This is a genomic window from Chitinophaga sp. ARDCPP14, assembly GCF_051362515.1.
GTDB lineage: Bacteria > Bacteroidota > Bacteroidia > Chitinophagales > Chitinophagaceae > Chitinophaga.
The window spans coordinates 181538-195886 of sequence record NZ_JBKIXB010000012.1; the positions used below are offsets into that span (position 1 = coordinate 181538).

General features: G+C 47.9%; 10 protein-coding genes. 6 read left to right on the plus strand and 4 right to left on the minus strand.

Annotated elements, in window-relative coordinates; genetic code table 11:
* Window position 1 precedes the first annotated feature (1 nt).
* Window positions 2–847: a hypothetical protein gene (locus ACLHR0_RS26920; RefSeq protein ID WP_370911293.1), complete on the plus strand. Its 846-nt coding sequence runs from the start codon at window positions 2–4 to the stop codon at window positions 845–847.
* Here the strand turns inward: ACLHR0_RS26920 and ACLHR0_RS26925 are convergent.
* The 4 genes from ACLHR0_RS26925 to ACLHR0_RS26940 are packed head-to-tail and all read right to left on the minus strand — an operon-like array spanning window position 841 to window position 6743.
* Window positions 841–1947 (minus strand): sensor histidine kinase, encoded by a 1107-nt coding sequence (locus tag ACLHR0_RS26925; RefSeq protein ID WP_436490821.1) that lies wholly within the window; start codon window positions 1945–1947, stop codon window positions 841–843. The genes ACLHR0_RS26920 and ACLHR0_RS26925 overlap by 7 nt on opposite strands.
* On the minus strand, window positions 1944–2531 hold the full coding sequence (locus ACLHR0_RS26930; protein ID WP_436490893.1) for a chemotaxis protein CheB: 588 nt from the start codon (window positions 2529–2531) through the stop codon (window positions 1944–1946). Before ACLHR0_RS26930 ends, ACLHR0_RS26925 begins: the two co-directional genes overlap by 4 nt.
* A gap of 5 nt (window positions 2532–2536) precedes the next feature.
* Window positions 2537–3358, minus strand: coding sequence for a CheR family methyltransferase (locus ACLHR0_RS26935; protein ID WP_436490822.1), 822 nt, complete (start codon window positions 3356–3358; stop codon window positions 2537–2539).
* Between the two features lie 7 nt (window positions 3359–3365).
* The gene (locus ACLHR0_RS26940; RefSeq protein ID WP_436490824.1) at window positions 3366–6743 is read right to left on the minus strand and encodes a response regulator; all 3378 of its coding nucleotides are present in this window, start codon (window positions 6741–6743) and stop codon (window positions 3366–3368) included.
* Between the two features lie 266 nt (window positions 6744–7009).
* Here ACLHR0_RS26940 and ACLHR0_RS26945 point away from each other — a divergent pair, with 266 nt between their 5' ends.
* Genes ACLHR0_RS26945 through ACLHR0_RS26965 form a run of 5 tightly spaced genes read left to right on the plus strand, consistent with a single transcriptional unit; the run spans window position 7010 to window position 14348 of the window.
* Window positions 7010–7381: a response regulator transcription factor gene (locus ACLHR0_RS26945; protein ID WP_370911289.1), complete on the plus strand. Its 372-nt coding sequence runs from the start codon at window positions 7010–7012 to the stop codon at window positions 7379–7381.
* Window positions 7382–7385: 4 nt separating this feature from the next.
* Complete coding sequence (locus ACLHR0_RS26950) at window positions 7386–8540, plus strand: HEAT repeat domain-containing protein (RefSeq protein ID WP_429060578.1); 1155 nt, start codon at window positions 7386–7388, stop codon at window positions 8538–8540.
* Window positions 8540–9973, plus strand: a complete 1434-nt coding sequence (locus ACLHR0_RS26955) for a glycosyltransferase (RefSeq protein WP_429046593.1) — start codon at window positions 8540–8542, stop codon at window positions 9971–9973. Before ACLHR0_RS26950 ends, ACLHR0_RS26955 begins: the two co-directional genes overlap by 1 nt.
* A gap of 15 nt (window positions 9974–9988) precedes the next feature.
* Window positions 9989–11467, plus strand: a complete 1479-nt coding sequence (locus tag ACLHR0_RS26960) for a glycosyltransferase family 2 protein (RefSeq protein ID WP_436490827.1) — start codon at window positions 9989–9991, stop codon at window positions 11465–11467.
* A 19-nt stretch (window positions 11468–11486) separates the two neighbouring features.
* On the plus strand, window positions 11487–14348 hold the full coding sequence (locus tag ACLHR0_RS26965; RefSeq protein WP_436490829.1) for a tetratricopeptide repeat protein: 2862 nt from the start codon (window positions 11487–11489) through the stop codon (window positions 14346–14348).
* Window position 14349 lies beyond the last annotated feature (1 nt).

The following is a 14349-nucleotide window of genomic DNA, read 5'->3' on the forward strand; positions in this document are numbered from 1 at the left end:
TGTGAGCACCTGGGAGCACAAAGCTTTAAACTTTATTAATCAAACCGGCAGATGGGATAAGGATAAACATATCTCCTCCTTTCTCGCATTCAGCATCTCCCTGGTAAAAAACCTGACGGAAGCAGACATTGCGCTGCAACTGGAATTTGAAGATGAAGAAACAGCCAAGGTGAAATGTGCCTCTCCCCTTCACCTGAACGATATGGTACTGAACCCTGAACCCATCAAAAAACTACTGTATACACAGGGCTTTAAAACCATTTACTGGCGAGAGATACCGCCTCCAAAAGAGAATGTATTTAAAGAAATACTACTGGCCCTGTCATCTGCCATTATCATCCCGGTAAATACCAGTCCCAATAACAGCCTGCTTATTCTTGGATGGAGTGAACCACCTTCCTTTGAACCCGGTTTCCTGGAGTGTATAGAAACAATCCGGTTACGGTTGAAAGAAATACTGGTGCAATCCCAGCAACAGATCTATTTCCAGCGTATAGCCGTGCGGTTTGCCGCTATCCTTCATACTATTCCGCATGCGCTGGTGTTCATCAACAACGACGGATTTTCCGGGTGGGTAAACCAGGAAGGCGCTGCCCTGCTGGGCCTGTCGGGCCCGGGAGAGCAACTGCCCGCGGTACTTTCAGATGCCATGATGCAACTGCGGAACAAAACATTGAACCTGGAAGCTATTGACAGGGAAGCGATGCACCTGTTTTCTTCCCCCGAAAATTCCATCAGCAACTGGCGCTGGCAAATGGAAAATAAGGTACTGCTGGTATCCTGTTTACCGGTTACCACGCAACAGATCAGCGGAAGATTATGGATTTTTGAAAACGGTGATCAATAACGCTGGCGCCAGAGAAAATAAAAAGTGCTGCCTTCACCCGGCTGGGAATCTACCCATACTTTACCCCCCTGCTCTTCTACCAGCAATTTGAAAATATTAAGACCGATACCGGTGCCTTCTTCTTTTCCTTCGTTGTCCAGCCGCTCAAATAGTTTGAAGATACGGTCGGTGTCACGTTTAGCTACCCCCGGACCATTGTCTTTTACATAAAACTCATAGAACTCTCCTTTGTCAGCTCCTCCAATGGTAATGATGCCGTCCTTCTTGTCGTTATACTTGATAGCGTTGGAAACCAGGTTCTGAAATACCTGCTGCAACTTGAGTTTATTGGTTTCCAGTACCGGCAGGGTGCCCACTGTTTCAATATGAATATTGGCAGGTGGAAATAACAACTTTGATAATTGCGTCACCAGTTCGTGGACGTTTACCTCTTCAATGGTTTGTTCCATATCGCTTTGCCGGGTATAATCCAGCATAGACGTAATCATTTCTGTGAGGTGATTGGTAGCGCCCAGCACTATTTTCATATACTCACTCAGGTCGGGCGCATCCTGAATGCGTTCATCTTCGTTGATCAGCGCCAGCAGGCCAATAGCGCCCGACAGCGGGGATTTCAGATCATGCGCCACCACATACATAAACCGCTCCAGCTGTTTATTGATCTTTTCCTTTGCGGCCATGGCTTCTTTCAGCTCATATTGGTAGCGGTATAATTTTTCAAATACACTCACTTTTGCGCGGGTAACATTTACGTCGAGGGGCTTCGACAGGTAATCTACCGCTCCTTCTTCAAAGCCCCGCATTACGTATTGCTCCTCTTTATTGATGGCAGTTACAAAAATGATAGAGATGTCTTTTGTTTTAGGATTTGTTTGTAAGAGACGGGCTACTTCATAACCATCCATATCCGGCATTTGTACGTCGAGCATAATAAGACCTATGTCATCGTGCCGGAGTACTGTTTTCAACGCTTCATTACCCGAATCAGCCTTTAAGATCTCCCTGTTATCGCCTTCCAGCATATGTTCCAGGGATACGAGGTTTTCTGCTTTATCATCTACCAGCAGTATGGTGAATGTTTTTGGTTTACGCTGCTTCATTTATCGACGTTTATTTTCGTGCTAATATTTCTTAAGTAACGGATGATATCATTAACGGACATGGTCTGAATACCGGAGCAAAGATCCAGGGCAGCCTGGGGCATCGTGTTAAACTCGGCGGTCTGAGGATCCTGTACAATCGCCGTGCCACCGGACGCGGCGATATGGCAAAGTCCTGCTGCACCGTCTTTATTGGCGCCACTAAGCAGTATTCCCACGGCGGCATTGCCAAAGGCAAGGGCCGCACTCTCGAAGCTCAGATCTATAGCAGGCCGGCTGAAATTTACCAGTTCGGAATAGTCCAGCGAAATAGTTCCATCGGCTTCTATCAGAAAATGATAATTTTGCGGGGCCAGGTAAATATGCCCTGGCAATAATAGTTCTTTATCATCCGGTTCTGTGATTTTTTGTTTCCCGGATAGTAAGGTACCCAATTCACTTTGTACATTTTTCAAACGGTGGATAACGATCACCACTGGCATAGGAAATGTTGCTGGCAGCTCTTTGATCAATTTGGTAAGCACTGTCATACTGCCGGCAGAACCGCCAATAACAAGGATCCTGTATGAATGGGGCGTTGTCAGCTTTCTTACATTTTACGCCTGAAAATTTTATTAGCCTGGTTTATTGTTTCAAATTTTGTCCTTTCTTCATTATATAATAGTGATTCTTTAATCCCTAATGCCAGGTAACCTAACGAAGTTAAGCTTTCATAAAATAATTTTACTACCCGGTTCTGCAGTGTTCTGTTAAAATAAATAAAAACGTTCCGGCAACAGATAAGTTGAAATTCATTGAACACCTGGTCTGTCACGAGGTTGTGTTGAAAAAAAATAATGTTGCGCCGCAAGGCCGGGTGGATGATCGCATTATCATAACGTGCCGTATAGTAGTTGGAAAAATCGTTGATACCGCCGGACCGCATATAATTAGCGGTATACTCTTTCATGTCTTTCAGGGCAATGATCCCGCTTTCTGCTTTGTCCAGGTTGGCTTCATTGATATCTGTGGCGTATATCCTGCAGCGGTCGAGCAAGCCGGCTTCTTCCAGCAATATCGCCATGGAATACACTTCTTCGCCTGTAGCGCAGCCGGCATGCCATACTTTAATGATCGGATAAGATGCCAGTCGTGGCAGCACCTGCTCCCTCAATACCTTATAAAACGAGGGGTCCCGGAACATTTCGGTTACATTCACCGTGATATACTGCACCATTTCCCTGAAGAAGTTTTCTTCATTCACCAGGCGGTGTTTCAGTTCAAAGACGCTGTCGATTCCCGCCATGCCGGTAAAGCGGCTGAAGCGGCGCTTCAATGAAGCGCTGGCATAGTCTGAAAAGTCATACCCGTAGCGCTGTTGAATGATCTTCACCAGTTCTGTAAAATCTCCATGACTGATTTCCTCTACCATATAATTTTTATGACAACCATACCCGTAACAGGGAAAGCAGCTTTATATTATCTACGGGTTTGGCGATATAGTCGGATGCACCTGCCTCCAGGCATTTCTGCCGGTCGCCAGCCATTGCCTTGGCAGTGAGGGCAATTACCGGCAATTGCTGAAACCGGGCGTCAGCGCGGATATGTCTCATAGCCTCATAACCATCCATTTCCGGCATCATGATATCCATCAGTACCAGGTTGAGTGTTGGATGCTGTTGCAATACTTCCAGTGCTTCCCGGCCATCGGCGGCGGTGAGCACCGAAATACCCTGTTCTTCCATCAGTGCGCTGATGGAAAAAACATTGCGCATGTCATCATCCGCCAGCAGCACGGTTTTGCCGGAAAGATTGCCTTCCGTCCAGGTAGTGGCCGTATCTTCTATGTTTGTTTTCTTCTGCAGTTTGTAAAGGAAAAGCTCGAGTTCATCCATCAGCCGGTCGGTGGCATGCGTGGAGTTGCGCACAATAGCAGAAGCATACTTTTTCAGCTGTTGCTCTTCGCTGCCGGTAATATCCTGGTCGAGGTACACAAGGAGCGGCGTATCACCTGATTCGGGGATCTGCGTCAGCGCTTCCAGTTGTTGTAAACCGGCCTGGAGATCCTTACCAATTTCCACTATTACGGCGTCATACTTTGTTCCGGCGAGCAACGCCTGCGCCTCCGGAACACCTGCGGCGATATCATACCTGCTGCCAAGATTTCTTTCGGCACTCATGGTTTCCAGCGTGGCGCCTGCGCTCAGCGGTCCTACCGACACCAGCAGTACTTTTTTCAGCCGTGCCTGCAGTTGTGCGCTGATGCTGGTGAATACGGCTTCAAGGTCGCTCAGTTCAAGCGGCTTCCTCGTATAGCCATGTATGTTATCTTCCTTAATAGCCTGTATATCTGCGCCGGTTACAACGTGTACAAGGATTTTACTCAATTCCTCACTGCTTTTGAGGATTTTGAGAATGCTGCTGCCGTCAATTACCGGCAGGTTCATATCCAGGATAATGGCTACCGGCAAAAATTTGCGGGCATAGGCCAGTCCGTCCTGCCCGTTATGCGCCACGATGGTTTTAAATCCCTTGTTACGGGCAAAGTCGCGCAGGATATCCGCAAAATGAACGTCGTCTTCAATAATCAGGATCAGTTTATCCTGTTTGGTGAGGTTATCGCGGTCGTCGTTCACAGCAACGGGAGATTGTATCTGCGGGGCAATGTCCTTTACCGGTGTTACTGGCACTGCGCCCGGTATGGTAGCGTTTACCGGTAATACAATGGTGAAAGTGCTGCCGGTAGGGCTGCTGTGATCGAGGCGGAGCGCTCCATGCAGCAGCTGCGTCAGTTCCCGGCTGATGCTCAGGCCAAGGCCGGTGCCACCGTACTTACGGCTGGTACTGCCATCTCCCTGGTGAAAGGCGTTGAATATCAGCTCCTGCTTGTCTGCCGGTATACCCGGACCGGTATCTGTAACGCTGATACAGAGTGTGCCGGGAGTGCTTACATACAGGGAAAGACTGACCACGCCTCCTGCTGGTGTAAATTTAAATGCGTTTGACAGCAGGTTGCGGATTACCTGTAACAGCCGGAGTTTATCGGTATGGATAGCTGCAGGAACATCCGGCGCTAAATTTTTGGCGAAGGAAATCTGCTTCTCGTGCGACACCACATCGAACAGGTCGGAAAGGTCGTCCACAATGCTCTGCACCGGCACATTTTCAAATTCCATCTCTACTTTACCGGCTTCTATTTTAGACAGGTCCAGTACATCGTTGATCAGGTGCAGCAGGTCGGAACCGGATTTATAGATGATACCGGCGTACTCCACTTGTTTTCCTGTGAGGTTTTTATCTTTGTTTTCCTGCAACATTTTCGCCAGGATGAGCACACTGTTCAGTGGGGTTCTCAGTTCGTGGGACATGTTGGCGAGGAACTCTGATTTATAACGGTTGCTAGCTTCCAGTTCAGTAGCCTTGAGGGAAAGCGCTCCCCTGGCCATTTCCAGGTCCTTATTTCTTTCTGTTATTTCTGCGTTTACCTGCCGCAGTTCTTCTTCCTGCACCTTTAATTCTTCTTCAGATGCCTGTAATACTTCCGACTGCCTGCTCAGTTCCTCATTCGACTGCCGCAGTTCTTCCTGCTGGCTGATCAGGATTTCCCTTTGTTCCTGTACCTGTTGAAGCAGATGCAGGATCTTTTCACGGGCATTGGCTGCATTAACGGCGACGGCTATATCTTTTGACAATACTTCCAGCAACCGCAATTGTAAAGGCGTTACTTTCCGGAAAGAGGCGAGTTCAATAACGCCCAGCAATTCATTTTCTATCCAAAGCGGCATCATTACCAGGGAGCCTGGCTGAAGGTGTCCGCTGGAAGAGTTCAGTTGCCAATAGTTAGCCGGCACGTCGCTGATAACGAAGATCTCCTTTCCGGAGACGGCTGTTCCCAGGAAACCGTCGTTCAGTGGCACCGCCTGTGGAATAGCAGCGGGCATGCTAACAGCAGCGTATAAACGAAGATCCTGGTATTTATCGTCGTAGCAATAGAAGGCGCCTGCCGTAAAATCCGCGAATGCAGTAAGGGTATGCAGGCATTTCCGTACCAGCTCATCGCGGTTATTCACGCCCTGGAGGCTGTCGTTCATATTATTGACGCCAGTCAGCATCCAGTTCTTTTCATTGGCAGCGGCGTTGATTTCCACCACTTCATCCAGTTTGCGGTTCAGCGCCTGTTGCACGCGCAGACGGCGTTTAAACTCTGCGTAGGTGACTCTCATGAGGATAGAACCTACCAGCAGGATGAATGCATTGTTGATCAACAGGGTTCTGACAGCTTTGGTAAAAGAACTGCTTTTTACGTTCTCGCGAACAGCCAGCAAACGGCGTTCCTCTCCATTTACCTTGCCTACCTGTGCCCGCACCCTGTCCATCAACAGCGTTTCTTTTTCTGTAATGTCCCCATTCTGTTCGAAGCGTTGCTGTACTAAGGTATGATCCAGTACATTCCAGTAGCTGAGCAGGGCATTGATATTATCTTCCAGGGAGTCTATATTTTTTAGCTGGTTCGGGTTGTCCGCTACCATGGTACGCAGATCGTTTACGGCGGGAGGCACTTTGGGAAGCGCCAGCTCATAGGGTTGCAGGAATTTTTTATTAAAAGTGCCCCGGAAACCCCTGCGGGAAGCTTCCATATCAAATAATAAACGCTGTACCCTTTCGGAACCATTGAGTACGCGATAAGTGTGCTGTACCCATCCCGCCTCTTCAGTTTGCTCGGTAAACGTTTGCCACGTTAAAAATCCGCCGAGTAAAACAAGCAATACAATAACGGCAAATCCGAGGTACAGTCTGTTAACTAATGAAATCTTCATATAATATTAATTCCTTAATATAGCATAAAAATACCTAAATGCACTCACATTCAATACCTTTGGGGGGAGCAATAAATCTGTTTAAACAGTAATGTAACCATTTGTTTTTATCAATGGAAAACTATTCATTTATTTTTAAAGTATATATCCATATAACATCAGCCATTTCAAATACCACGAAGCGCATCTTTAGAAAACACAATAAAAGTATCACCCTGCCGAACAATTAAATATCAGTTTTGTTTAGCGGATTAAATTCAGCCACGATGAGTAAAATTTTGTTAGTAGAAGATGATGAGATAATGCCCAAAATAGTGGCAAGGATTCTCCCTTCTGCAGAGTATGAGCTGGACCACGTATCAAACGGAAAAGAAGCATTTGAAAAACTGGAAGCCACCAATTACGGTTATGACCTGATCATTACGGATATTATGATGCCGTATGCCAACGGGTTTGAAATTCTGAGCCGGGTAAAGAGCCAGCCCAGGCCCATCCCGGTGATTATTGTTTCCAATGCCGGCAACGAGGACATGATCATGGAGGGCTTTAAACTGGGAGCAGATGATTTCCTGAAGAAGCCGATCATACCTGCAGAATTACTGATCAGGGTCAAAAGATTGTTAATGAAGAATAAATAGCTGCATGTTCGATATACCCATTCCTGCTTTCCTGGATCCCGCCCTCAGCACATTCAGGGAAGCGCCATTGGCCATCAGGCTGGCAATGATATTTATTATAGTGGCTGTCCTGGTTACCCTGCTGGCTTATCTTTCTATATTAAGAAGCCGGTTCCTGGGGCATCAGCGGAGAAAAAGACTGGATTACCTGCTCCCGAAGATCGATAACCTGATCATTGATGAGATCATGGCTAACCCCGAAGTAGCCGCAGGCACACCGGCCAGCCAGATACAGCTGAACCTGGATGGATTCCAGGAACTGCCTTTACATAAGAAATGGGCCAGGCAGGCTACCACGGACCGCATTATACATTTCCGCCGCAATGTAAGAGGCAATGCCGGCCACCTGCTGCGCAACCTGTACATCCAGCTGGAATTGAGCAAGGATACCATGAAGCAGATGAAGTCGCCCAAATGGGCCCGGAAAGTACGGGCACTGACAGAGTTCATCGACATGGATATCCCCGTGGCAGATGTAACCATTTTACCATTAACGAATAGCCGTAACCGTGAGTTACGTGCCGCCGCGCGGCATGCGTATATCAAGCTCAGTAAAAATGAGCCCTTTAAATTCTTTGATGTGGTAACCGATCCCCTGCTGATGTGGGACCAGGTGGAATTATTCCGGATCATTACCACTACGGAAGATATCTCCATTCCCAACTTCGCCAGGTGGGTCACCTACTCTTCCAATAAAAGCGTGGTTTCCTTTTGCCTGAAACTGATCGTTCATTATAACCAGCTGCCCGCTGTACCTGCAGTAACCCAGCTGCTGGACACGAAAGATCATTACCTGCGCGCAGACGCCATTAATTGTCTTGGTAAACTAAAGGTCCCCGACGTGGAAGACAGGCTGGTATCCATGTACAGCAGCCAGCCACTGCAATGCCAGATCGAAATACTGAAGGCCATAGGCCGCATCAGCAGCGGACGTCAGATCGACTTCCTGAAGCAGGAATTCCTGCATTCTACCAACTTCGATCTGCGCAAAGCTGCCGCCAAATCCCTGGTACGAAACAACCAGCTAGCCGGCAACGTAATACAGGAACTGCTGGAAACCGCTAATCGCGAAAACCTGCTGATACTGAAGCATTGTATGAACCCTTTAATTAAATACTGATGGAGGGCATTTTATCATGGCTGGGCAGGGCCTACGAAAATACACTTTTCGTATATGGGTTGGTTTTACTACTGGTATACGCCTTACTGGCCCTGCTGTCGATGCTGGCTATCCGCCATTACACCCGGAAAAGCACCCAACATCAGCTCGACATACTGGCCAGCTCGCCGATGGCGCCTGGTCTTACTATCCTTGCACCTGCCTTTAATGAAGGCCTCACCATTATTTCCAACGTGCGGTCGCTCCTTACGCTCAACTATCCACGCTATGAAATCATTATCATCAACGATGGCAGCACCGATAATACCATGGAACAGCTGGTCTCGGAATTCAGGATGGTGGCGGTGGACTTTGCCTATAACCCCAGGATACTGACGCAACCTGTGCGGAAGATCTATAAATCCACTGACCCCGCTTATTCTGCCCTGATGGTGATTGATAAAGTGAATGGTAAAAGTAAAGCTGATGCCGTGAATGCAGGGATCAACATCGCCACGTTTAAGTATTTTGTTTGCACCGATGTTGACTGTATCCTTCATAAAGATACCTTGCTGGAACTGGCACTGCCGGTAATGCAGGAAGAAAAAAGAAAGGTGATTGCCGTTGGCGCCACTTTGCGCATCGCCAATTCATCCGACTTTGACGAAGGAGTGCTGATCCGTATGCGGCCTCCCCGGCAGCTGCTCCCCCGCTTCCAGGAGGTGGAATATATCCGTTCCTTCGTATTGGGGAAAATGGGCTGGAGTTATATTAATTGTGTGCCCAACGTTTCCGGCGGACTGGGTTTATTTGATAAAGAAGTAGCCACCCGCTGCGGAGGCTATGACCACAGCTCTTTCGGGGAAGATATGGAATTGCTTACCAGGATGTGCCGCTATGCACACGACAATCAGATTGACTATGCAGTGAAGTATATTCCAAAAACCCTCTGCTGGACGGAAGGACCGGCTTCTGTAAAGATATTCAGCCGGCAGCGCACCCGCTGGGCGCGCGGACTGGCTCAACTAATGTATGCCCATTTCAGTATGTTCCTGAATCCCCGCTATGGAAAAATGGGACTGATCGTATTTCCTTTTAACTTCTTCTTTGAATTACTGGCGCCTTTGGTAGAGTTCAGTGGTGTGATTATTTATATATACCTCGCCGTAACCGGCCAGGTAAACTGGCCTTATGCATCGTTGCTGCTGCTTTTCGTATATACATACGCCGTTATGATCACCACTATCGCTATCCTATGGGATCAGCTTTCTTTTGGTTATTATAAGAAGTGGTGGGAGGTAGCCTATTTGTGCCTGACACCTTTTATGGAGTTTTTACTATACCATCCGCTCATTGTATTTTTTTCCCTGCGGGGATATTATTATTTCCTGACGGGCAAAAAAAGTACGTGGGGAAATATGCAGCGGCAAGGCTTTGGAAAAAAGAAGAAATAAAGAAAACAGTGTGCTATGCTCAGAACAATTTTTGAAGGAGGCGTATTTATATATGGTTGCGTACTGTTGTGCATGTACGCCTTGCTGGCGTATTTGTCTTACCGTGGTATTATCCGTTTCCGTAAAAAAAGTAGCTTCACCGACTATAATCACCTGCTCGATTCCCCGCTCACACCGGGCATATCCGTGATTGCGCCTGCCTACAATGAAAGCGTTACCATTATCATGAATGTACGTTCGCTCCTGACGCTGAACTATACACGTTATGAAGTGATCATTGTAAACGATGGCAGTACAGACGATACGCTGGAAAAGCTGATTATGGAATTTGAACTGGTGCCGGTAGATTTCGCCTACAACGAAAGGATAGTAACACAACCCGTGCGGCAACTGTTTAAATCCACCAACACCGCCTACGATAAATTGCTGGTGGTTGATAAAGTAAATGGTAAAAGTAAAGCCGATGCTGCCAATGCAGGGATCAATGCGGCCGCCTTCGACTACTTCCTGAACACAGATGTGGACTGTATCATTGAAAAAGATACGCTGCTCCGTATGATCAAACCATTCATGGATGAAGAGCATAAGAAAACCAAAGAGATCGGGGAACCTTGTCCGCAGTGCGGATATGTGCATGTGATGGAAGACAGCCGGCAGGTGATAGCCACCGGCGCTACGTTACGCATAGCTAACTCAACGGAAATTGATGAAGGCGTGATCATACGGGTACGCCCCCCCGAAAAAGTGCTGCCCCGTTTCCAGGAAATGGAATATATACGGTCTTACGTGCTGGGGAAAATGGGATGGAGCGTGATGAACAGTGTACCCAATGTTTCCGGCGGGCTGGGCTTATTTGATAAAGAAGTGGCTATCAAAGCCGGTGGCTATGATCACAGCTCTTTTGCGGAGGATATGGATATTGTAACCCGCATGTGCGCATTTATGATCGATAACAAACTGAAATACGCCATACGTTATATTCCCACCACGCAATGCTGGACCGAAGGCCCTCCGAATATGAAAGTTTTCAGCCGGCAGAGGACCCGCTGGGGTCGCGGATTGGCGGAGATCATCACCCTGCACCGGAAACTCATTTTCAATCCGCGTTACAAGAAACTCGGACTGATTGTGTTGCCTTATAACCTGTTCTTCGAGTTTCTGGCGCCCATCATAGAGTTTACCGGTATCCTTTATTATATCTACCTGATTATTACGCACCAGGTAAACTGGCCCTATGCACTTATATTATTACTCTTTGTATACCTGTTCTCCGTGATGATCAGTACGCTGGCCATCTGTTGGGACCAGCTTACCTACGGCTATTACAAAACCTGGCGGGAAGTGATTTCACTGTCGCTGATGGCCTTTTTTGAACCGCTGATCTACCATCCGCTGATTGTATTTTTTGCACTGCGAGGATACTGGTTCTTCCTGACGGGGAAAAAATCATCGTGGGGAAATATGCAAAGACAGGGATTTGGAAAGAAAAAATAAACTTATAAATGACAAGCAAATGGCTGTATTAAAACATCTGTTAACCGGAATACTGGTGTGTTGGGCGATGCAAACGCAGGCGCAGATTTTAAAACAGAAGGATAATGCAGAAGCACTGTATAACCAGGCCGTCCAGGAAACAAAACTGCAGCACTATGATAAAGCCATCAGCTTATCGCACGAAGCGCTGAAGGCGCAACCTGATTTTATTGATCAGCAGCTGTTACTGGCGCGCCTGTATATGCTCACCAAACAATATGACCTGTCCAGGAAATATACCAAAGCAGTACTTGCCAAAAATCCGCGTTACCGCGATGCCTATTATTATGCGATCAATGTAGAACTTACCACGGGGAAATATGCAGAAGCGGAATGTTATGCAGATGAGGCCCTGGCGTATTTTCCCGGCAGCCGGGAATTTATGCTGAAGAAGCTGGGCATACTGGATTTGCAGCACAAAGTATATCGTGGCAATGAACTGGCCGAAACCATCATGAGCAAATATCCTGAAGACACCACCGTGCGCAATGCCTATATTGAACACTACCTGCAAAGCGGTAAGTACTACCAGCAATTAGGCAACAGCGGCATGGCACGTCAGAGTTACGACCGGGTACTATTGGCTGATCCTCATAACCGCGATGCCCGCGAAGCCAACCTGGGCGTGGCATTAAAGGGCGGAAATTACCAGTCGGCGCTGGAGCAGGTGAATGATGAACTTGCCGCTCATCCCGGCAATTACGACCTCCTCATGCGGAAGCTCAGCATCCTGGAAGACATGCACGCCTACGTAGAAGCGCTGAGTACCTTACAGGAAATACAACGGCGGTACCCGGGAGATGCCAAAGCACGCACTATGGAAACTTCCCTGCGCATGGAAGCCGCTACTTACTATGCTAACATGGACCCCTATACGCTTTATGGCAGTGTGCTGGAAAAAAATCCCGGCAACCGCGAAGCGCTCGATAAACTCATTGGTTACAGTATGGCCCGTGGCGCTTACCAGGAAGCCCTGGCATGGATTAACAGGGGACTGAAAGCCAATCCCAACGACAGCCACCTGCTGGCATTGAAGATGGATGTATTGGAAGGTGACCGTAAGTATGGCAGCGCCGCGGCACTGGCAATGATACTGTATCAGCGCTCACCCAATCCGATGCTCAAAGAAAGACTGGTACAGCTGCAAACCGTCACCGGGCGCGAATACCTTGCACAGCAGCAGTACGACCTGGCACTTGCCTCCTTTGAGTCGGCCCTGAAGGTAAGTCCTGGCGACTCTGCGGTGCTGCACTTGCTCGCCAATACCTACATCTCCCAAAAAAATACCTCCGCTGCATTAAAAGTACTGGACCAGGCACTCACTTATTACCCGGCCAATGAATCTTTTCTCCTGAAAAAATCCGGTGTGCTGGCAGATGCCGGCAGGTATGAAGAAGCTGCCGCCATTGCCGGTGAACTGGCAACCCGCTATCCTTCCGATGAGCGCTTCAGCAACAACTTTGTTGACATGCGTTTAACAGCAGGACGTAATTTAATGAAGGCAGAAGAATATGACCTGGCTAAGCAACAGTTTGAACAGGTACTGGCCATAGTGCCTTCCAACCAGGAGGCGCTCGATTATATGATCAACATGCAAAGCGCCACCGGTAAACCCGACAGCGCCCTGTACTTTGCAGATAAAGCGCTGACCTTGTATCCCGGCAACCGTGATTTCCTGCTGAAAAAAGCATCCGTGCTTCAGGACATGCATGCGTATAACGAATCTGCTGCCATTACCGCCGACCTGGTGAACCGCTATCCCTACACACTCAAATACAAAAATGCATACCTTACCAGCCTGATGTCGGCCGGTACTGATTACCAGCGTAATCAGCAACCCGACAGCGCGCTGGCCGTGTTTAACCAGGTACTGGCCTTGCGCCCGAAAGATTCAATGGCGCTGTTGTACAGTATCAATATCCTCAACGGGCAGCAACGCTACGACAGCGCCCTCGCCTACATCGCGCAGGGAATAAAATATTACCCGGACAATGAAACCTTTTTAATGAAACGGGCCATCACCCTGGAGAATAAAAAAGATCTCACGGCCGCCGCACTGGTAGCTGATTCGATCGTAAAGCTGCAGCCCACTGCCGTGAATACCGACTACCGTGATTACCTGGCAAGTAAAACATTGAAGAACCAGTTCGGATTGTATTACCTCAACTCCAGCTATGATTACATGTCCGACAAATATAACATTGCCACTATTGAATACCGGCGCTACATCAAACGGGGCTCTTACGCGGTGCAGTTGAACTACGCCGGCAGAAAAACCGGCAATGGCTTACAGGGACTGGCAGAAATGTATTACACCCACACGCCTAAACTGTATTCTTATGGTATGCTGGCTTACTCCAACAAAACGGTGTTCCCACAATTACGGGCAGCCTACTCGATATTCAAGACCTTTAAAAAAGATATAGAAGTGGAACTGGGAGGCCGTTACCTGAACCTGGACAGCACCAATAGCATTTCCGGCGTGGTTTCTGTGGCAAAGCCTTTCGGCGATTTCTGGGTAAACCTGCGGGGATATGCCATCAGCGAATCTTCTGATTTTTACACGTCCTTTAATCTCACCACCCGTTATTTTATGAACCGGCGGCAGGACTATCTGCAGGTAGTAGCAGGATTAGGTACCTCTCCGGACGACAGGAGCCGGCTGATTAACTTTCCCAATCTTACCGGTTTGCTGACACATAGCATTGGCGCAGGCTACCAGAAAGTGATCCGGTACCGGACCACACTCGGACTTTTCGGCACCTGGATTAACCAGAAGATCAGTGATACCGGGTACCAGAACCAGTACGATATTTATGTAACGCTTCAGCGTAAATTTTAAC

Coding starts and splice junctions, on each gene's coding strand:
- ACLHR0_RS26945 (WP_370911289.1), top strand. CDS start 7,010: ATGAGTAAAATTTTGTTAGTAGAAGATGATGAGATAATGCCCAAAATA.
- ACLHR0_RS26965 (WP_436490829.1), top strand. CDS start 11,487: ATGGCTGTATTAAAACATCTGTTAACCGGAATACTGGTGTGTTGGGCG.
- ACLHR0_RS26950 (WP_429060578.1), top strand. CDS start 7,386: ATGTTCGATATACCCATTCCTGCTTTCCTGGATCCCGCCCTCAGCACA.
- ACLHR0_RS26940 (WP_436490824.1), bottom strand. CDS start 6,743: ATGAAGATTTCATTAGTTAACAGACTGTACCTCGGATTTGCCGTTATT.
- ACLHR0_RS26955 (WP_429046593.1), top strand. CDS start 8,540: ATGGAGGGCATTTTATCATGGCTGGGCAGGGCCTACGAAAATACACTT.
- ACLHR0_RS26960 (WP_436490827.1), top strand. CDS start 9,989: ATGCTCAGAACAATTTTTGAAGGAGGCGTATTTATATATGGTTGCGTA.
- ACLHR0_RS26935 (WP_436490822.1), bottom strand. CDS start 3,358: ATGGTAGAGGAAATCAGTCATGGAGATTTTACAGAACTGGTGAAGATC.
- ACLHR0_RS26925 (WP_436490821.1), bottom strand. CDS start 1,947: ATGAAGCAGCGTAAACCAAAAACATTCACCATACTGCTGGTAGATGAT.